At 73.0% G+C, this 18,317-nt stretch carries 18 protein-coding genes; 13 read left to right on the top strand and 5 right to left on the bottom strand.

From position 1 onward, the window contains the following. The first annotated feature begins 13 nt into the window (after window positions 1–13). From GA0070606_RS27405 to GA0070606_RS27390, 4 genes are all read left to right on the top strand, one after another. Window positions 14–946, top strand: a complete 933-nt coding sequence (locus tag GA0070606_RS27405) for an ABC transporter ATP-binding protein (RefSeq protein WP_091108243.1) — start codon at window positions 14–16, stop codon at window positions 944–946. Continuing rightward, on the top strand, window positions 943–1,773 hold the full coding sequence (locus GA0070606_RS27400) for an ABC transporter permease (protein WP_091105995.1): 831 nt from the start codon (window positions 943–945) through the stop codon (window positions 1,771–1,773). The genes GA0070606_RS27405 and GA0070606_RS27400 overlap by 4 nt, the downstream gene beginning before the upstream one ends. 409 nt (window positions 1,774–2,182) lie before the next feature. Continuing rightward, complete coding sequence (gene rph / locus GA0070606_RS27395; protein ID WP_091105991.1) at window positions 2,183–4,876, top strand: rifamycin-inactivating phosphotransferase; 2,694 nt, start codon at window positions 2,183–2,185, stop codon at window positions 4,874–4,876. 283 nt (window positions 4,877–5,159) lie between these two features. After that, on the top strand, window positions 5,160–5,531 hold the full coding sequence (locus GA0070606_RS27390; protein WP_091105988.1) for an ArsR/SmtB family transcription factor: 372 nt from the start codon (window positions 5,160–5,162) through the stop codon (window positions 5,529–5,531). A gap of 135 nt (window positions 5,532–5,666) precedes the next feature. Here the strand turns inward: GA0070606_RS27390 and GA0070606_RS27385 are convergent, their stop codons facing one another. Beyond that, window positions 5,667–6,482: a putative immunity protein gene (locus GA0070606_RS27385; protein ID WP_245724830.1), complete on the bottom strand. Its 816-nt coding sequence runs from the start codon at window positions 6,480–6,482 to the stop codon at window positions 5,667–5,669. 17 nt (window positions 6,483–6,499) lie between these two features. Here GA0070606_RS27385 and GA0070606_RS27380 point away from each other — a divergent pair, with 17 nt between their 5' ends. From GA0070606_RS27380 to GA0070606_RS27365, 4 genes are all read left to right on the top strand, one after another. Then, window positions 6,500–7,444, top strand: a complete 945-nt coding sequence (locus GA0070606_RS27380; RefSeq protein ID WP_091105982.1) for an alpha/beta fold hydrolase — start codon at window positions 6,500–6,502, stop codon at window positions 7,442–7,444. Further along, the gene (locus GA0070606_RS27375; RefSeq protein WP_091105979.1) at window positions 7,428–8,228 is read left to right on the top strand and encodes a MerR family transcriptional regulator; all 801 of its coding nucleotides are present in this window, start codon (window positions 7,428–7,430) and stop codon (window positions 8,226–8,228) included. Before GA0070606_RS27380 ends, GA0070606_RS27375 begins: the two co-directional genes overlap by 17 nt. Before the next feature lie 85 nt (window positions 8,229–8,313). After that, window positions 8,314–8,793, top strand: a complete 480-nt coding sequence (locus GA0070606_RS27370) for a YcxB family protein (protein ID WP_091105975.1) — start codon at window positions 8,314–8,316, stop codon at window positions 8,791–8,793. Between the two features lie 188 nt (window positions 8,794–8,981). Next, entirely contained in the window at window positions 8,982–9,179 is a 198-nt protein-coding gene (locus tag GA0070606_RS27365) for a hypothetical protein (protein WP_091105972.1), read from the top strand. A 15-nt stretch (window positions 9,180–9,194) separates the two neighbouring features. On the opposite strand, the gene GA0070606_RS33570 is transcribed toward GA0070606_RS27365, so the two are convergent. The 4 genes from GA0070606_RS33570 to GA0070606_RS27350 all read right to left on the bottom strand — a co-directional run bounded on the left by GA0070606_RS33570 (window position 9,195) and on the right by GA0070606_RS27350 (window position 13,212). Beyond that, entirely contained in the window at window positions 9,195–9,728 is a 534-nt protein-coding gene (locus GA0070606_RS33570; RefSeq protein ID WP_245724829.1) for a nucleotidyl transferase AbiEii/AbiGii toxin family protein, read from the bottom strand. Beyond that, complete coding sequence (locus GA0070606_RS33565) at window positions 9,713–10,354, bottom strand: hypothetical protein (RefSeq protein WP_245724828.1); 642 nt, start codon at window positions 10,352–10,354, stop codon at window positions 9,713–9,715. Before GA0070606_RS33565 ends, GA0070606_RS33570 begins: the two co-directional genes overlap by 16 nt. A gap of 304 nt (window positions 10,355–10,658) precedes the next feature. Continuing rightward, window positions 10,659–11,753: a winged helix DNA-binding domain-containing protein gene (locus GA0070606_RS27355; protein WP_091105971.1), complete on the bottom strand. Its 1,095-nt coding sequence runs from the start codon at window positions 11,751–11,753 to the stop codon at window positions 10,659–10,661. Window positions 11,754–12,228: 475 nt separating this feature from the next. Then, window positions 12,229–13,212, bottom strand: a complete 984-nt coding sequence (locus GA0070606_RS27350; protein WP_091105969.1) for an NAD(P)-dependent alcohol dehydrogenase — start codon at window positions 13,210–13,212, stop codon at window positions 12,229–12,231. Between the two features lie 100 nt (window positions 13,213–13,312). On the opposite strand from GA0070606_RS27350, the gene GA0070606_RS27345 reads away from it, so the two are divergent. From GA0070606_RS27345 to GA0070606_RS27325, 5 genes are all read left to right on the top strand, one after another. Then, complete coding sequence (locus GA0070606_RS27345) at window positions 13,313–14,020, top strand: TetR/AcrR family transcriptional regulator (RefSeq protein ID WP_091105966.1); 708 nt, start codon at window positions 13,313–13,315, stop codon at window positions 14,018–14,020. Window positions 14,021–14,180: 160 nt separating this feature from the next. Then, window positions 14,181–15,719 (top strand): phenylacetate--CoA ligase family protein, encoded by a 1,539-nt coding sequence (locus GA0070606_RS27340; RefSeq protein WP_176737585.1) that lies wholly within the window; start codon window positions 14,181–14,183, stop codon window positions 15,717–15,719. Continuing rightward, entirely contained in the window at window positions 15,716–16,162 is a 447-nt protein-coding gene (locus GA0070606_RS27335; protein WP_091105963.1) for a DUF4188 domain-containing protein, read from the top strand. Before GA0070606_RS27340 ends, GA0070606_RS27335 begins: the two co-directional genes overlap by 4 nt. Beyond that, on the top strand, window positions 16,159–17,328 hold the full coding sequence (locus tag GA0070606_RS27330) for a hypothetical protein (protein ID WP_091105960.1): 1,170 nt from the start codon (window positions 16,159–16,161) through the stop codon (window positions 17,326–17,328). Before GA0070606_RS27335 ends, GA0070606_RS27330 begins: the two co-directional genes overlap by 4 nt. Further along, window positions 17,325–18,239 (top strand): nitroreductase family protein, encoded by a 915-nt coding sequence (locus GA0070606_RS27325; RefSeq protein ID WP_091105957.1) that lies wholly within the window; start codon window positions 17,325–17,327, stop codon window positions 18,237–18,239. The genes GA0070606_RS27330 and GA0070606_RS27325 overlap by 4 nt, the downstream gene beginning before the upstream one ends. Window positions 18,240–18,317: the final 78 nt, after the last annotated feature.

The following is an 18,317-nucleotide window of genomic DNA, read 5'->3' as shown; positions in this document are numbered from 1 at the left end:
CAGCCTCGGAGGCATGGATGACATCGTGATCGAAGTGGACGGCCTGCGCCGCCACTACGGGCGGTTCGAGGCGGTCCGGGGGGTGTCGCTGCAGGTCCACCGTGGTGAGCTGTTCGCCCTGCTCGGCACCAACGGAGCGGGAAAGACCACCACTGTCGAGGTGTTGGAGGGGCTGCGGCCCGCCACCTCCGGCCGGGTCCGGGTGCTCGGGCTGGACCCGGTGCGGGACCGGGCCGCGCTGCGCCCACAGACGGGGGTGATGCTCCAGCACGGCGGATTCACCGGCTCGCTGACGGTCCGGGAAACGGTGGAGACCTGGCGCTCGCTCACCGTCCGGCCGCACACCTCGCAGCAGGTGCTGGAACTGGTGGAGCTGACCCATCGGAGGGACGTGGCGGTCGAGCAGCTCTCCGGAGGCGAGGGGCGACGGCTGGAGCTGGCCCTGGCCGTACTCGGCCGGCCGCAGGTGCTCTTCCTCGACGAGCCGACCACCGGCATGGACCCGGCCTCCCGGCGGCGCACCTGGGACGTCGTGCGGGAACTCCGGCGGGACGGCACGACGGTGCTGCTCACCACGCACTACCTGGAGGAGGCGGAGGTGCTCGCCGACCGGGTGGCGATCATGCGCCGTGGGCACATCGTGGCCACGGGAACCCCCCACGACGTCGTCCGCACCCTGCCCGCCCGGATCACCTTCCGGCTGTCGGAGGCGGACGCGCTCCCCCGCCTGCCGCACGCCACGCGCTCGGTCGAGGGCGACCGGGTCACGTACGAGTCGCGTCAGCTCCAGGCCGACCTGACCCGGCTGCTCGACTGGGCCAACACGCGCGGCGTCCAGCTCTCCGCGCTGTCGGCGCGACCGGCCACCCTGGAGGATGTCTTCCTGGACATCGCCGCCGACCACGACCCGACCAACCGGTACGCGGATCCGGAGACCGCCCGATGAGTGAGACGACGACGACGCGGACCCCGGCCACCGCACCCGGCGACCGGGCCACCCGGCCGTTCTGGCAGACGACCGCGCTGCTGAGGATGGAACTGTTGGCCCTGCGCCGCAACTGGACGGCCACCGCCATGTCCGTGGGTTCGCCCCTGGTCATCGCCATCCTGCTCGTCGGCGGCCACGCGGGTCAGACAGTGCCCGGCGTCCGCAGGGTCGTCAGCGTCACCACCCTGGTCATGGTCTTCCTGGTGCACCATCACCTGACGACCGTGTACGCCTCGCGCCGCCAGGAGCTGGTGCTCAAGCGCCTGCGTGCCGGGCTCGCCTCGGACCGCGTCATCCTGTTCGGCACGGCCAGCAGCACCATCCTGATCTTCCTCGCCCAGTTCGTCGTGCTGGCCTGCTACGCCGTAGTGGTGCTCGGTCTGCCTCCGCCGGCGAACCCGCTGGTCATCGCGGTGGCGCTGCTGCTGGGATCCGCGATCATGGCGGCGTTCTCGGCCGCGCTCTCCGCGGTCACCCGCACGTCCGAAGCGGCCATGCTGACCACCCTGCCGACCGTGGTGATCTTCCTGGCCACGCCAGGTGCGATGCTGCCCCTCGGCGCGCTGCCGGAGTCGCTGGAGCGGGTGCTCTGGTTCCTGCCCAGCGGGCCGTTCACCGAGATGATGCGGGTCGGCTGGCTCGCCGACACCGACGAGGGCCAGGCGTTGACTCTCGCCGAGACCTTCGTCGCCGTGCTGCCTTCCCTCGGCGTGCTGTTGGGCTGGCTGACGGTGTCGCTTCTCGTGGCACGCCGGTACTTCCGCTGGGAGCCCCGGCCCAGCTGATCGAGGTCTCGGCATCGGGAACGGGAGCACGAACCGGGCGCAGGCCGATCGGGACCTCGGCCTGCGCCCGGCCCCTGCCACGTCGAGCACCGTCAGCAGCGGAGCGCACAGCCCGGGAACACGGCCGACGCTGCCGGCCGCGTCACTCACCCTGCTGACTGACGACGGGGGCGCGATACGAGCCGCGTCATAATCGCGAATCTGAATTCGATTTCGCGGTGGTGGACGACGGGCTTTCGCCCCACTTAAACGTATATCCCACCCCGGGGCTTGCCACAAGACCCGGGCCCTGCCGCAGAATCGTCGGCCGGACCCGGAAACGGGGCGAGGAAACTGGCCGCCAGGTCGGGTCGAAATCGCCCGGCCGGGTGGAGCGACCGGTCGACGGCAGAGGGGCGGCGAGCGGAGAATGAGGACGCCGGAAGGGTTCGACCAAGCTGAAAACGCCTGTCATCCGGGCGGTCGGCGGGGCGCGGCGGAGGACGGCGGCCCCGGGGGTGTCACGACGGTCGGGCAGTACGTGGCGGGCCTCCAGGAGGTCGACGAGACGCACGTCGCGACCGTCGGCGGCAAGGGCGCGCACCTGGGCGCGTTGTCGCGGATCGACGGCGTCCGGGTGCCGGCCGGCTTCTGCGTGACGACGGACGCGTTCCGGCGGATCATGGCCGAGGCGCCGCAGATCGACGATCGGCTCGACCGGCTGGCCCGCCTGGACCCGGGCGACCGGGAGGCGGTCGGCACGCTCAGCGCGGAGATCCGCCGGACCATCGAAGGTGTCGCCGTCCCGGACGACGTGGCGGCGGCGATCACCGGCGCGCTCGCCCGCCTCGGCGAGCAGGCCGCCTACGCCGTGCGCTCCAGCGCGACGGCGGAGGACCTGCCGACGGCCTCGTTCGCCGGCCAGCAGGACACCTACCTGAACGTGGTGGGGCCGGCGGCGATCCTGGGGCACGTCAGCCGGTGCTGGGCGTCGCTGTTCACCGAGCGGGCCGTCACCTACCGCCAGCGCAACGGCATCGACCACCGCGCGGCCCACATGGCCGTGGTGGTGCAGCAGATGGTGCTCCCGGACGCGGCCGGCATCCTGTTCACGGCCGACCCCGTCACGGGCAACCGGAAGGTCGTCACCATCGAGGCCAGCTTCGGCCTCGGTGAGGCCCTGGTCTCCGGCCTGGTCAACCCGGACGTCCACAGGGTGCGCGACGGCGAGATCGTCGCCAGGGCGGTCGCCGCCAAAGAGCGTGCCGTCCACGCCCTGCCGGCCGGCGGGACGCGGGAGATGGCGATCGACCCGCGGCGGCGGGAGCAGCCGGCGCTGACGGACGAGCAGGTCGTACGGCTCGCGCGGCTCGGGCGGCGGATCGAGGCGCACTTCGGCCGCCCGCAGGACATCGAATGGTGCCTGGTCGACGACGACTTCCAGGTGGTGCAGAGCCGGCCGATCACCACGCTGTTCCCCGTCCCGGCGGCCCGCGACCGGGAGAACCGCGTCTACCTCTCCGTCGGTCACCAGCAGATGATGACCGACGCCATGAGGCCGCTGGGCGTGTCCATGTGGCAGCTGACGGCCATGGCGCCGATGCACGAGGCCGGCGGGCGGCTGTTCGTCGACGTCACCGCGCGCCTGGCCTCACCCGCGAGCCGCCCCGGCCTCCTCGAGGTGATGGGAAAGGGTGACCCGCTGATCAGGGACGCGCTGGAGACCGTCCTCGACCGCGACGACTTCGTGCTGACGCCCTCGGAGGCTGGCCCCGGCGGCCCGCCGGTCGGCGGCCCGCCCGCCCCGATCGAGACCGACCCGGCCATCGTCACCGAGCTGATCGAGCGCAGCCGGGCCTCCGTCGCCGCCCTGCGCCGCGACATCCGGACGAAGACCGGACCGGCGCTGTTCGACTTCCTGCTGGAGGCCTTCCAGGAGCACAAGCGGGTGCTCGGCGACCCGCTGAGCATGCAGGCGATCATGGCGGGGATGGAGGCCACCTGGTGGCTCAACGACCGGCTGCGGGAGTGGCTGGGTGAGGAGAACGCGGCCGACGCCCTCACCCTCTCCGCCCCCGGCAACGTCACCTCGGAGATGGGGCTGGCGCTGCTCGACGTCGCGGACGTGATCCGCCCGCACCCGGAGGTGGTGGCGTTCCTGCAGGGCGTCGACGACGAGGGCTTCCTCGACGAGCTGCCGAAGCTCCCGGGCGGGGCCGAGGCGCGCGACGCCATCGCGGCCTACCTCGACGCGTACGGCATGCGCTGCGTCGGCGAGATCGACATCACGAGGCCGCGCTGGAGCGAGCGCCCCACCACGCTCGTGCCGGCCATCCTCGACAACGTCCGGAACCTCGAGCCGGGCGCTCGGGAGCGGCGCTTCGCGCAGGGGCGCCGGCAGGCGGAGCAGAAGGAACGGGAGGTGCTGGAGCGCTTGCGGGCCCTGCCCGACGGGGAGCGGAAGGCGGAGGAGACGAAGCGGATGATCGACCGGGTCCGAACCTTCATCGGATACCGGGAGTACCCGAAGTACGCCATCATCAGCCGCTACTTCGTCTACAAGCAGGCCCTGCTGGCGGAGGCCGAGCGCCTCGTTCGGGCCGACGTGCTCCGCGAGAGGGAGGACGTCTTCTATCTCACGTTCCAGGAATTCCACGACGTCGCGCGCACGAACCGGGCGGACGACCGGCTCATCCGCCGGCGGAAGGACGAGTTCAGGTCGTACCAGTCGCTGACGCCGCCCCGGGTGCTCACGTCGGACGGTGAGGGCGTCGCCGGGGCGTACCGGCGCGACGACGTACCGGCCGGCGCGCTGGTCGGCCTCCCGGTCTCCGGCGGGATCGTCGAGGGTCGGGCCCGGGTCGTCCTGGACATGGCGGAGGCGAGTCTCGAACCGGGCGACATCCTGGTCACCGCCTACACCGACCCGAGCTGGTCGCCCCTGTTCGTCGCGATCGCGGGGTTGGTGACGGAGATCGGCGGCCTCATGACCCACGGGGCGGTGATCGCCAGGGAGTACGGGCTGCCCGCCCTCGTCGGCGTGGAGCACGCGACCAGGCTGATCCGGGACGGGCAGCGGATTCGCGTGCACGGCGCCGGCGGGTACGTCGAGATCCTGGCCTGATCCACCAGCGGCCGGGAGCGGTTGTCCGTGGCCGGCGGGCCGGCGACGAGGATCTCGCAGGGTGACAGGGACGGGCCCCTTCCGGATGGCGGGGGATGGTCGGGTGCACCGTCCCTGTCACCCGACGCCATCGACTGGCGTCTGGTTGGGTATGCGCCCACGGGTCGCGGGGCGTTACATCAGCGGGTTGCTCCGCCGGCCGTCGCCCGGATCCCGCTGTCCTGGCGACCGCCATCGGGTACTGATGCGAATCTGCCAGTCTTTCGCAGGTATTGGTGGAACGATGCAGGGCGTGGGAACTGCGAGGACTGCCATGCCTGCCGTCTCGCCGCTTGCCGGCGAGCCGATCAAACGTGCCGACGCCGAGCGACTGGCGGGAGTGCTGAAGGCGTTCGCCGATCCGGCCCGACTCCGGTTGCTCAGCCTGATCCAGTCCGCTCCGGAGGGCGAGGCGTCCGTCAGTGACCTCACCGCGCCGCTGGGCCTGTCCCAGCCGACCGTGAGTCATCACCTGCGGATCCTCACCGAGGCCGGCCTGCTGGAACGCGAGAAGCGCGGCGTCTGGGCCTACTACCGCCTGGTGCCGTCGACGATCAACGCGATCGCCGACCTGTTGACGCCACCCCGCAAGCGGACGACGAAGAGGTCGCGCTGACCGACGACCACCGCGAGGGCCGGCAGGGCCTTCCGGTACGTCCTGCTTCCCGCCCCGGGCGTGCGCCGTGAACCGGCGTACGCCCGGGGCGTCTCGGACGTGCCGGGGCACAGGGCGCGGTGCGGGGCGTCCCGGTCAGCGGCCGGTCGGCGGTCGGCGCAGCGACGCGTCGAGTCGCCGCAGCAACTCTCCCGCACGGCCGCCGCCGCCCGGGGCGTTCGGGTAACGCGCCAGCACGCTCACCACGACGGGGGCGGCCAGCCCTGCGGCCCGCTCGATGTGGTCGATGCCGACGTCCGGGTCGTCGCCGGCGTCGAGTTCGAGGGCTCGGGCCGCGTGAGCGGCCGCTCCGAGGATGTGCTTGACCTGGGTGGCCTTCGCCAGCGGGTGAAGGAATGCGGCGCTGGCGGCGGCGACGGCCGCGCGGGCGGCGTCGCTCGCCGCAGTCTGGCCCGCGTCGCGCGTCTCCTGGTACGCCCGGTTCGCCGCCCACGCGCTGTCACGGATCGCCTTGCTCCGTCTGGCTCCGTCCGCGAACGCCTGCGCGGCGTCGATCGCCGCTCGCGGGCGCCCATCGTCGGGACGGGAGCGTTCGAAGATCGCCAGTGCGGGCCGCGCACACTGCGCCGCGTATCCGGCGACGGCGCGAAGCTCTGCCATGCCGAGTTCGATCGTGGAATTCTGGTCAGCCACCATGCCATGAAACGGTATCGCTGAACGGCCGGTTGAAACTTTTCCGCGATTTCGCCGGAGCGCGGCGGCGAGACCCTCAATGCGGTGAGCGGCCCAGGTCGGCACGCCCACGCGGGCGCGACCTTCCCGGGGAAGAATCTCGTCGAGCGGCCCGGCCGGTCGTCGTTCCGGCAATTCCGGGACGGCCTCGTGCCCGGTGACGACCGCGCTGCGCACCGGGGCGGGGACGCCCGGCGGTTGACCCTGACGCAGGGTCAACCGGCGAGCATGGTGACATGACCACGAAGACCGGTGCGACCGAGGTCGCCGGAGTGCCCGAGGCGTACGCGAACCAAGGCGACGGCGGGAGGCAGCCCGAGAGGAGCGAGACGGCCGTGCGGCACTTCACGATCCACCACGACGGCGTCACGATCCCGGTGTCCCGCGGTGGCCGGGGACGACCGCTGGTCCTGTGCCCCGGGCTGAACTCGACACAGGCGGACCTGCACGAGCTGATCGGGCTGCTGCGGAGCGACCACGACGTCATCACCTTCGACCTGCGGGGTCACGGCTTCGCCTCGGCCGCCGACCGGTACTCGTTCGAGGCGTTCCGCAGCGACCTCGCCGCCGTGATGGCGGAGCTGGAACGCCTCGATCTGCCCTCGGCGCCGGTGCTCGTGGGTTACTCGCTGGGTGCGGACCTGGCCCTGCACCACGCCTGCGAGCACCCTGGGAGCGTCGCCGGGCTCGTCCTCATCGACGGCGCGAACCCGGTGCCCGAACCGTTCGTCACCGACGCCGACAGGGCGGAGTTCCTCGCGCTGTGGGAGGGCCTGGCGATACAGCACGAGACCCTGCGAGGCACGGAACGCCAGGTGCTGCTCACCGCGCAGGAGACCCTCGACCTCAACATCGAGATCGACGCGGTTCGGTCCGGAATCCTCGACCTGCACCGCAAGGTCGTCGGGCCCGTCAGCATGGTCATGTCGATGTCGATGGCCGGCGACAGCGGCGGCGAGCACGCCCCGCGGCTCAACCGGAACTGGCGGGCCGGCGTCGAACGGCTGGTCCGCGAGCGGCCGCAGACCGCCACGTTCTGGCTCGCCGCCGACCACGGGCTGGTCTTCACCCACGCCCCGGAGATCGCCCAGATCATCCGCGGGGCGCAGGGCGCAGCCGGGCAGGCGGCCTGCGCGAATCCACCCCGACGAGGAGACCGGCAGGATGCTGACCATCGGTGAGCTGGCGTCGTACGCCGGAGTGACGGTGCGCGCGGTGCGGCACTACCACGCCAAGGGGCTGCTGCCGGAGCCGGAGCGGGACCACTCCGGCTACCGCAGGTACGACGCCGGAGCCGTGGTGCAGCTGATCAAGATCCGCACCCTCGCCGAGGCCGGGGTTCCGCTGGCCCGCGTCGGGGAGCTGCTGCGGGCCGACGAGGAGCAGTTCGCGGCGGCGGTCGCGGACATCGACAGGCGGCTGCGGGAGCAGATCCGGCAGCGGCAGCGGCACCGGGAGCGGATCGCCCGGCTCGCCTCCGGGGACAGCCTGGCGCTGCCCCCGGAGGTGGTCGGGTATCTCGACCGGCTGCGCGCGCTCGGCGTCGACGAGCGGATCGTCCGCGTCGAGCGCGACGGCTGGATCCTGCTGGCCGCGCACTCGCCCGAGCGGGTTTCGGAGTGGATGGAACGCAAGCGCGAGCAGATCACCGACCCGCAGCTCATCGACTTCTTCCACACTCTTAGCGAGGCGCTGGACCGCACCGACGACGACCCCCGGCTGGTGGAACTCGCCGACCGACTGGCGGCCTACGTCACGCGAATGGCCGACGAGCGGGGTGAGGACTACGTCGACGACACCGACATCGAGCCGCCGCTGGCCGGGCTGATGGACAGGCTGGCGTTCGAGGCGGTACCGCCGGCCCGTCGGTTGATCGAGCTGTTGCGGGCGCGGGGCTGGAGCGGCTGGACCGAACTCAAACGGGTGGACCCGGCACCGGATCCGGCCGGGAAGCGACACCGATGACGCGGCGTGTCGGGTACCGGCGACGGCAGGGCCCTGCTCGACGGCCGGCCGGCGCGGGACCGCCGAGGGCTGGAAGGATGCGGCGATGCGGATCTCCATGCTGGTCCCCTACGACGAGAAACAGCTGCGGCGGACGCTCCACTTCGTCCTCCGGCCGCAGCTGAGACCCCTCCGCGTCATGGGCTGGGTGCTGATCGTCCTCGGCGTCGCCCTGGTGGCCCTGAAGCCGTCGGCGCCGCTCGCCTACGGTGTCCTGGTCCTCGGGCTGCTGTTCGTGGTGGCGATCCCGCCGATCACGGTGGCGCAGTCGGTGCGTATGCAGTCCGACGTCATCAGGGACGGGCTGCACATCACGTTGGACGACGAGTGGCTCACCCTGACCTACCCGCTTGCCGAGTCGCGGTTCCGGTGGAGCGGTCTCGGCCGCGTCGTCGAGACGTCCGAGGTCTGGTACGTCATGTTCGGCAAGCTTCAGGCGATCATGATTCCGAAGGCGCCGATGACCGAGGAGGAGCGGGCCACGTTCGCCGCGTTCGTCGGCGGCCTGCACCCCGCCGCCAGGTGAGCGCGCCCGGGCGGGCCCGGCCGACGGACCCCGCGACGAGCGGGCGGCGGTGACGAGCCGTCGGCCGTGGCTGACGACGGCGGTCCGCGGCCACGGCCTTCCGGTCGACAGGGCCGGCCGCGGCCTCGCGCGAACGGCAGAATCCGATACCCGGCCCCGCCCGCCCGTGGTGTGCGTACCGTCGGAACGTGGACGTGCTGCTGCGCGGCGGGCCGGGCGACGGCCAGGTCGTGCCCGGCGGCGGGGAGACCGTCGTCTGGCAGACCTGCCTGTACGAGATCACCACCGAGTACGGCCACCGGCGCGGCCGTGACCTGCGAATCTACCGCCACCGCCCCGACTGCTGCGAGCCGTACGGCCGGGGCGCCGAGGACCGCTGCGAATGATCCGCCCCGGCAGGGTCAGGCCCAGGCGCGGTCGAGGGCGAGCGCCAGCCGCCTGCTCCACTGCTCGGCGGTGCCCGTGACGCCGGGATACTCGTCGGTGCAGTTGGTCCAGTCGACCTGCCGGGACAGCACGGTCTCGGCGGTGAACGTGTCGGCTTCGGCGCCGAGTTCCGGCCTCATGAGCTGCCGGACGAGGGCCTGGTCGACGGTGATGTCGACCTGCACGTGGCCGTCCGGCGCCTGCGGCGCGCTGAACGGGATGACGGGGCGGCGTCCGTCCGCTCGTTCGTACGTCCAGATGGCGGACTCGGTGATCGCGTCTGGTCGCAGGCCGGCGCCGGGCGTGGCGCGGACGGCGGTCCTGATCTCGTCGAGCAGCGCCCGGGCGTCGGCGCTGTCGCTGGTGATGGTGTGCGGGGTGACGACGAAGTCGAGGTCGCCCGGCTCGCGGGCGGCGTCGCCGACCCAGGCCGCCATCGTGACGCTGCCCCGCAGGACCAGGTGCCGACCCCAGTCGCTCGCGGCGACGGCCGTCAGGACGTGGCGCATGGCGGCGCGCCGGGCGTCGGTCCAGAGCGGCCGGTGGCCGCCACGAGGAAGTCGGGCTCGCCGGCCCGGTAGGCGTTCGGGTACTGCTTGAGGGCCGGGTCGAAGGCCGCCCGCTGGCGGACCGTCGGGCCGGCGGGCAGCGGCCGGTAGGTCGGCGGGTAGTGCGGGGTGCCGGCCGGCGCGGACCTCATCCGGGTCTCGCGGTCCCGGGCCCAACCGCTCGCCGTCGGCGTGGGCGAGTCGAGCCAGCCATGGTCGTGGTGGCGGTCGCTGTCGAACACGACGTACTCCTGCTCCACCGCCGTGGGCTCGTGGCCCGCGGCGCGGAGGGTGTCGACGAGCTCGTCCAGCCGCTTCCTCGCCGTGGCCAGGCCGACGCCGTGGCAGCGTTGGTTGACGAACCGTTCCTGCGCGCCGTCGGCCAGCTCCCGGCGGGCGTTGCGGGACAGCCGCGCGCCGTGCGCCGCGACCAGGTCGGTGAGGCCAGCAGATCCGCCACCGCCGGGCGGAACAGCAGCAGTTTGACGTGATGCTCGAAGTACCGGTCGCCCGGCTCGGTGGCGGCCTGCTCGTCCGACTGCGGCACGCCGGCGCACCACGGCGCGGCCTCGATCTTCGAGCGGCACGGGTGGATGTCGGCCTCGCGCAGTTCGCCCTGCCAGCGCCGCACCGCGGCGTGCTGCTCGGTCAGGGTGCCTCGCCCGGTCGGGGTGAGCATCGGTTGCGAGACGTACGCGCCGCGGTCGAGCACGATGTGGACGAACTTCATCCCACGATCGGCGGCGAACGCCGACAGCTTGTCGGCCTGTGCGGCGTGAGCCGTGATGTGGATCTCGAAGTCCCCCGACACCTCAGGCATCGGCGGAGTCCATGGCTCGGCACGCGGGCGGGAGAACGCCATTTCCGGATCTGCCACGGCGCCCACCTGCGTCAGGCGTCGGCGATCAGGACGCGGTCGCCGCGGCGCGGCTCCGGCTGGAACATGCCCAGCATGTCCTCGCCCTCGGCGACGACGGCGTCGCGTTCGCCCGTCGTCAGCGCGCGCAGCGGCGTGATCCGCAACGTCGCGGCGCCGTCGTCGGCGGTGACCGCCCAGGTGCCCGCGACCCGGCCGTCGACCAGCAGGAAGCGGGCGCCCGTGACGCTCAGCCCGCGATGCTCGTCGTCGATGACGCGACTGCGGTCGTCGTAGCCGAGCACCGCGTTGTCGAAAGCCGGCAGGAATCGCGGCGGCGCCGGGGTCTCGGGGTCGGGCAGCGCGCCGTCGGGCACGTCGAGCAGCTCGCGGCCGCGTTCGTCGCGGAAGGTCCGCAGCCGCGGGCGCAACCGTTGGACGGACTCCCGCAGCCCGCTCAGCCCCGACCAGGCACGGATGTCGGCGGCGGCCGCCGGGCCGTGAGCGGCGAGGTAGCGCAGGACCAGCGCGTCGACGGTGGCCGGCGACTCGGGTTCCAACGGGCGGCCCAACCACGCCTCGACCGTCGTGTTGTGCGCGGCGCCGCGCTGGCCCCAGACGCCGCGGGGTGGCACCTGCACGAGCGGCACCAGTGTGCTGAGCGCGTCGCCGAGCCAGCGCGGCTCCACTCCCGGCCAGCGGTCGGCGATCTCGCGGGCCGCCTCGGTCAGCATCCGCGGCCGCTCCTCGAACACCGGCCGGCCCAGTTTCGCCAGCTCGTCGAGGTCGACGCCGGGCAGCATCCGACGCAGCGTGGACCACATGCGTTTGACCAGCATCGCCTGGTGCACCGGCCGCAGGGCGAGACAGTCGCGGGCGGTGACCAGGTGAAGGGTGCGACGCATCAGCAGCGTGCGGACCGCCCGCCGGCTCACCAGCAGCTCGGCCAGTGCCGGCGGCTGGAAGCCGGCCAGACGGCTCCACAACCCGACGTACGGCTCCAGCGGCTCCTGCGCCTGCAACCCCACGAGGTGCTCGAGGGCGTCGGTGACCGGCATGTCGTGCCGCCGCAGCAGGAGCTGGCGGGCCAGGAGCGCCCGGTTGAGGGCGCGGCGGTCGAGCGTGCTCATGGCGGCGACGATATCGCCCACCCCGGACACTCTCCCCGAGGTAGTCCGGTGGATCCGCCAGACCGGCGGGGTGCTGACGCAGCCGGCGGCGGACGGTCTGCGGATGGAGGTGCAGCTCGACCGCGTCGGCGTCGGCGTCGGCGTCGGCGTCGGCGTCGGCGTCGGCGTTCATGTTCTCCTGCAGCAGGGCGAGCGGGGTGCCGGCCGGCGGTTCCCGCTGGCTGTCGCGCACCTTCGACAGCGGGCGCAGGCGGCGCCGCACCAGCGCGGCGAGCATCTCCTCGTCCTGGAGAGGGTCAGGGTGGCGAGGTGGTCGCCGCCGCACCACGCGGTTCCGGCGGGCCGCCCCACGACCCGGGGCGGGCAGGGTGGCTCCGGCGCGGGCGCCGGAGCCGGCCGGCCGGCCCGCGCACGCTCCGGCCAGCGCCGTCCGTGTCGCGCCGCAGCGGGCCGGCCGGCGGGCGTGGCCGCGACGTCAGACGGTGATGACCACCTTCGCCCGTGCGTGTTCGGCTTCGAGGTAGCGGATGGCCCGAGGCACCTCGTGGAGCGGATAGGTCCGGTCGATGACCGGGGTGAGCCGGCCGGCCTCGGCGTGGGCGCGAAGCGTGTCGAGGTGCTGCCGGTCGGGTGTCGCCGTGAGGGTGACGATGCGGTGCCGGGCGAGGGGCGCCATCAGCCGGCCGCGTGCGAGCAGCCAGACCGGTCCGATGAGGCTGCCGCCGCGGTACACGCCGCCGCCGGAGAGCACCAGCGTCCCGGTCGGGGTCAGCGCCCGCCGGAGCGCGGTGAGGGAACGGTTGCCGACGAGGTCGAACACGACGTCGTGGCGGCGCGTGTCGCGGGCGAAGTCCTCGCGGGTGTAGTCGACGACGTGGTCGGCGCCGAGGGAGTGGACCAGGTCGACGTTGCGGGTGCTGCACACCCCGGTCACGGTCGCGCCGAGCGCCTTGGCCAGTTGCACCGCCAGGGTGCCGACGCCGCCGGAGGCGCCGTTGACGAGGACGCGGTCCCCAGCCCCGACCCGCCCGACGTCGCACAGTCCCGTCAGTGCGGTGGTGCCGGCCAACGGCAGGGCGGCGGCCTGCTGCGGTGTCAGGTTCGCCGGCATCGGCGCGACCGTGGTCTCGGGCACGCACACGTACTCGGCGAAGGCGCCGTTGGCGTCGCCGAGGTCGCCGAAGACGGGGTCGCCCGGGCGCAGTCGTCGGACGTGGGCGCCGACGGCCTCGACCCGGCCGGCGAAGTCGCGGCCGCGGATGCGGGCCCGGGGCCTCGACAGGCCCATCGTCAGCCGGGCGAGTCGGGGGTCGCCCCGCATGGCATGCCAGTCGTACGCGTTCAGCGCCGCCGCCTCGACCCGCACGAGCACCTCGTCGGCGGCGGGCGCCGGCGTGGGGACGTCCGCGAGTGCGAGGGTCTCCGGCGGGCCGTACCGGTCCTGGACGATCGCCTTCATGATCCCTCCCTGGTGTACGCCGTACACCTGAGGGTAGGTGTACGGCGTACACCCGTCAAGGCGGATAGGGTTCAATCCGCTGCCGAGAGACGGGGACGAGATGGCCGAGACGCTGCGCCGGGCACCGCTGAGCAGGGACCGGATCCTGCACGCGGCCGTGGCGCTCGCCGACGAGGCCGGGATCGAGTCCCTCAGCATGCGCAACCTCGCCCAGGATCTGGGTGTCGTGCCGATGGCCCTCTACAAGCACGTGGCCAACAAGGACGAGCTGCTCGACGGCATGATCGACGTGGTCGTCGGCGAGATCGACCCGCCCGCCGCCGACGCCGACTGGAAGCACACCCTCCGCCGGCGCGTCCTCTCGGCGCGGCAGGTGCTGCGGCGCCACCCCTGGGCGCCGCTCGCGATCGAGTCGCGGAACATGGCGACGCCGGCCATCCTCTCCTACCTCGACTCGACGGTCGGCACGCTCCTGGCCGGCGGGTTCTCCACCGATCTCGCACACCACGTGATGCACGCGATGGGCAGTCGGATCCTGGGCTTCAGTCAGGAGTTGTTCGACGCGTCCCGGCGCGCCGGCCGGTCCGGCGGGACCGATCCCGGTCCTCCGGCGGCCCTGCCGGCGGAGGTCGCCGCCCGGTTCCCGCGCCTCGCCGAGATCGCCGCCGCGGCGTCCCACGACGACGAGTCGGTCGTGGGGCAGGGCTGCGACGACCAGTTCGAGTTCGAGTTCGCGCTGGACCTGCTGCTGGACGGCATCGAACGGCTGCACCGCCAGGGCTGGACGTCGTCGCGCCGGCCCGGGTGAGACGGTCGGGCTGGACGCCGGGCGGGTTCCGGCCGGCAGGTGCGGGACGGCGGCCGTCGCCCGGCCCCCGGCGGACGTTCGTGGGCCGGGGTACCCAGGGCCGCTGAGTATCCGTGACCAGGTGACGACTTGCGGACGTTCCTACCCTTGACGCGTGGTGATGACCTTCCTGCGCCAGTGGACGCTGCGGTTCGCGAGCTTCTCGCTGACCGGCCTCTATTCGCTGCACCAGGTCCATCCGGCGGTGTGGCGGTTCATGGCGCGCAACTACCGTCCGTACATGGGTCGCTTCGCGCGCCTGCACGCGTGGATGACCTGCCAGTTCGCCGCTATCGACGTGCCCGCGTACGGCGACTTCCTGCGGCGCAACGGGTGGCGGTTCCGCTGGTTCGACCTGTCGTCGTACCCGCCGACGGACAAGCAGTCGTACGTGAAGGCGTACCCGGAGGCCCAGCGCTGCTGGCACGGCGAGATCGAGATCGCCGGCAGCGTGGTCGACGAGTCGTCGGGCTCGTCCGGTCAGCCGTTCAACTGGATCCGCAGCCGCCGCGAGTTGCGCTCGGTGCACAAGAACCTGGCCGGCTACGCGACGATGGTGTTCCCGTCGAAGCGGCGCTTCGTCATCAACGCGTACTCGATGGGCGCCTGGGCCACCGGCACCAACACCGGCATCGCGATGGCCCAGATCGCCATGGTGAAGAACACCGGCCCGGACCTGCAGAAGATCGCCGACACGCTGCGCTACTTCGGGCCCGGCTTCGAGTACATCGTCACCGCGTACCCGCCGTTCCTGAAGCACCTGCGCGACAAGCTCGACGCCGAGGACTTCCCCTGGGGCGAGTACCGGATCAGCGGTCTGGTCGGCGGCGAGGGGATGACCGAGGCGCTGCGCGACTACCTGGAGGAACGCTTCCTGAAGGTGCGCTCCGGCTACGGCGCCAGCGACCTGACCATCGGCATCGCCGGGGAGACCGACCTCACCGTCTGGGTCCGCCGCCGGCTGCGCACCGACGCCGCCCTGCGGGCCGCCCTGCTCGGCCCCGACGAGCACCGGCTGCCGATGGTGTTCCAGTACAACCCGCTCGAGACGTACCTGGAGACCAACGCCGAGCACGAGGTGATCTGCACGATCAACTCGACGGCGGTGCTCAACCCCAAGGTGCGCTACAACATCGGCGACGAGGGCCGGCTGGTCGCGTACCCGGACGTGCTGGCCGCGATCGGCGACCCGGCCGCGCGGCGCGACGCCGAACGCGCCGCGCGGACCGACCGGATGCGGCTGCCGCTGCTGTTCCTGTTCGGCCGCAAGGACAGCACGATCTCCTACATGGGCGCCAACATCTACCCGCAGGACGTCGAGTACGGCCTCTACGCCGGCAATCCCCTCGCGCACCTGCTGCAGAGCTTCTGCCTGGAGCTGGCGGAGCACGCCGACCTGGAGAGCCGGCCGGTGGTCAACCTGCAACTGCGCGAGGACGCCGCGCTCGGCCCCGACGAGCGGCTGGCCCTCGCCGAGACCTGCCGGGCCGGGGTGCTGCGCCACCTCTCCCAGGCCAGCCGGGACTTCGCCGAGTCCCTCGCCGAGGACCCGTCCGCGGCCGACCTGCGGGTCCGGGTCCACGACCACGGCACCGGGCCGTTCGCCGGCACGGCATCCAAGATCAAGAATGTGTACCTGGTGAAGGGTGCGACGACGTGAGGACCTCCGATTTCTCCGCCGCGCCGCCCGTCGGCCAGGCGACCGCCATGTTCGTCGGCGCCACCCGCTACCGGGGGCCACGCTCGATCCTCACCCTCACCCGCACCTGGTTCCGGATGGTGCGGCAGATGAAGCGGATGGACGGATACCGCTGGCACACCGTGTACTACCAGTTCCCGTTCACGCTCGGCACCATCGCGTTCTTCAGCGACCGCGACGCGCTGCTGAAGTTCGCCCGCAGCCGCCACCACCGCGACCTCATGTGCTGGGTCACCGACCACGGCACGCGCAACGCGACCGGCGGCTACATCCGGCTCTACAACGCCGAGCCCGAGGGCTACAGCAACGGCGTCTGGCGCGCCGAGGGCGACGCGATGGCGCACATCCCGACCTTCACCCCGCTGTCCACCGAGACGGCCGGCCCGCCGGTGCACCGCCGATGAGGGTGACCCCGGTGCGGTCGCGGGCCGACCTGCGGGCGTTCGTCGACCTCCCGCTCCGCCTGCACCCGAGCGACCGGTACGTGCCGCTGCTGTCGTCGGTGATCGCCGCGCACCGCCGTACCGCCGAGCTGTTCCTGGTCCGCGACGCGCGCGGCGCGGTGGTCGGGCGGACCAGCGTGCACCGCAGCGCCGCCTTCGACGCCAAGGTCGGGCCGCGGCAACTGTTCGGGCACACCGAGTTCGTCGACGACGACGCGGTCTTCGCCGCCATCCTGGACACGGTCGAGGCCAGGGCCGACGGCCGGCCGCTGTTCGGCCCGGTGGCGTTGCTGCCCAACCAGACCGGCGGGGTGATCACCTCCGGCTTCGCCGAGCGCGGCTTCGTGGATTCGGCCTGGAACCCCGCCTACTATCCCGCGACGTACGAGCGGCACGGTTTCCGGCGCCGCTTCGAGTCCGACACCTGGCTGGTCGACCTGCGCGGCGGGATTTTCGCGCCGGGCTCGACCGCCGCCGCGCTCCCCGTGGCCCCCGCCCCGGCGTCGGCGCCGGTCACCGCCCCAACACCGGCCCCGGATCCCGCCGACCGTGATCACGGGTTCCGCTTCGACGACGCCCGCATCGCCGCGGAACGGCTCGTCGTCCGGCACGGCTCGCGGCGGCACTTCCGCCGGCAGCTGCCGATCCTGCGGCAGCTGCTCAACGCCAGCTTCGCGCAGCTCGGCTACTACACGGAGATCTCCGCCGCGCAGCTGGCCGAGCAGACCGACGGCCTCGCGTACCTGCTCGACGAGGGGTTGCTGCTCTGGCTGGAGAAGGCCGGCCGGCCGATCGCGTTCGTCGTGGCGGTGCCGGACATCTCCGAGTTCCTCATGGCGGTCGGTGGCCGGCTCGGCCCGCTCAACCAGCTTCGTCTGCTGGCCACCCGCGCCCGGTACCGCCGCGACGCCGTGCTGATCATCAAGGGCACCGTGCCCGAGGAACAGGGCAAGGGATACCTGACCCTGCTGTCGCGGCAGTTGCACCGCAACCTCGCCGCCGGTGGCTACCGGACGCTGCGCAGCACCTTCGTCGAGCGCGAGAACGCCGCCTCGGCCGCCCAGTACCGGCGCGCCGGCGGACGGCCGCTGCACGGGTACACGTTCTACGAGCGGGCGCCGGCATGACCTGGGTCGAGCGGCTACGGGCGCACGAGGCGGTCTGCCGCCGGGCGCCGAGCGCGCACAACACGCAGCCGTGGCGGCCCGGGTACGAGGCCGACCAGATCGTCATCGACGTCGACCCGGCCCGCTCGCTGCCCGACTCCGACCCGACCGGGCGCGACCTCGGCCTCGGGATCGGCGCGTTCGTCGAAACGTGCCTCGTCGTCGCCGCCGACCTCGGCCTCGACGTCACGGCGGTGCCCGGTCCCCGCCTGGTCGCCGCGACGCACCGGTACCCGACCCCGTTCACGATCGCCGACATCGAGGCCCGGCGGGTCGCCCGCGGCCCGTACGCGGCCGGGCCACTCGACGCGGCCGCGCTCGCCGACCTCGAATCCGGCTTCGTCCACCTGCCGGCCCGGGAGCTCGCGCGCGACCTCGCGGTCGCCGACCGCTGGCAGTTCGACACCCCGGCCGTCGCGGTCGAGCTGCGCGACTGGCTGCGCCTCGACCCGCGCCATCCGCGCTACCACCTCGACGGTCTCACCGACCGGGCCCTCGTCCTGTCCCGGTTCGAGGCGCGGTTCCTGGCCGCCGCGCTGCGCGCGTATCCGGTCACCCGACGGCTGGGGCTCGCGGCGCTGCTGGCCGCCAGCGGCCGGAACCTCCTGCGGTACGACGGCAGCGTCCTGGTGATGCGGGCGGAGGGCGAGGACCACGTCACCGCGGGACGGCGCCTCCTGCGCGCCTGGCTGACCCTGGCCCGGCACGGCCTGGCGGTCCATCCGCTCAGCCAGCTCATCGACTGCCCGGTGACCGCCGCCCGGCTCGCCGGGCGGGTGGGTGGCCAGCCGCTCGCGGTGTTCCGGGTCGGCCGGCCCCGCACCGAGCCGCCCCGCTCGGCCCGGCTTCCCGCGCGCGGCCGGGCCGCGTAGCGCGACCGGCGGCGGCGGAAGGGCGCCCTCGACGCGGGAGCCGTGCCCGCGTTCCCCCTCCCGCCGCCGCGACGAGGC

This window comes from Micromonospora citrea, assembly GCF_900090315.1.
GTDB classification, from domain to species: Bacteria; Actinomycetota; Actinomycetes; order Mycobacteriales; family Micromonosporaceae; genus Micromonospora; species Micromonospora citrea.
This window is presented reverse-complemented; position numbering and strand designations above follow the sequence as displayed.

Bases quoted from the DNA above. Each gene is read 5' to 3' on its own strand.
- GA0070606_RS27405 (WP_091108243.1), top strand. From the start codon at position 14: ATGGATGACATCGTGATCGAAGTGGACGGCCTGCGCCGCCACTACGGG.
- GA0070606_RS27400 (WP_091105995.1), top strand. From the start codon at position 943: ATGAGTGAGACGACGACGACGCGGACCCCGGCCACCGCACCCGGCGAC.
- rph (WP_091105991.1), top strand. From the start codon at position 2,183: ATGAGGACGCCGGAAGGGTTCGACCAAGCTGAAAACGCCTGTCATCCG.
- GA0070606_RS27390 (WP_091105988.1), top strand. From the start codon at position 5,160: ATGCAGGGCGTGGGAACTGCGAGGACTGCCATGCCTGCCGTCTCGCCG.
- GA0070606_RS27380 (WP_091105982.1), top strand. From the start codon at position 6,500: ATGACCACGAAGACCGGTGCGACCGAGGTCGCCGGAGTGCCCGAGGCG.
- GA0070606_RS27375 (WP_091105979.1), top strand. From the start codon at position 7,428: ATGCTGACCATCGGTGAGCTGGCGTCGTACGCCGGAGTGACGGTGCGC.
- GA0070606_RS27370 (WP_091105975.1), top strand. From the start codon at position 8,314: ATGCGGATCTCCATGCTGGTCCCCTACGACGAGAAACAGCTGCGGCGG.
- GA0070606_RS33570 (WP_245724829.1), bottom strand. From the start codon at position 9,728: ATGCGCCACGTCCTGACGGCCGTCGCCGCGAGCGACTGGGGTCGGCAC.
- GA0070606_RS27355 (WP_091105971.1), bottom strand. From the start codon at position 11,753: ATGAGCACGCTCGACCGCCGCGCCCTCAACCGGGCGCTCCTGGCCCGC.
- GA0070606_RS27350 (WP_091105969.1), bottom strand. From the start codon at position 13,212: ATGAAGGCGATCGTCCAGGACCGGTACGGCCCGCCGGAGACCCTCGCA.
- GA0070606_RS27345 (WP_091105966.1), top strand. From the start codon at position 13,313: ATGGCCGAGACGCTGCGCCGGGCACCGCTGAGCAGGGACCGGATCCTG.
- GA0070606_RS27340 (WP_176737585.1), top strand. From the start codon at position 14,181: ATGACCTTCCTGCGCCAGTGGACGCTGCGGTTCGCGAGCTTCTCGCTG.
- GA0070606_RS27330 (WP_091105960.1), top strand. From the start codon at position 16,159: ATGAGGGTGACCCCGGTGCGGTCGCGGGCCGACCTGCGGGCGTTCGTC.
- GA0070606_RS27325 (WP_091105957.1), top strand. From the start codon at position 17,325: ATGACCTGGGTCGAGCGGCTACGGGCGCACGAGGCGGTCTGCCGCCGG.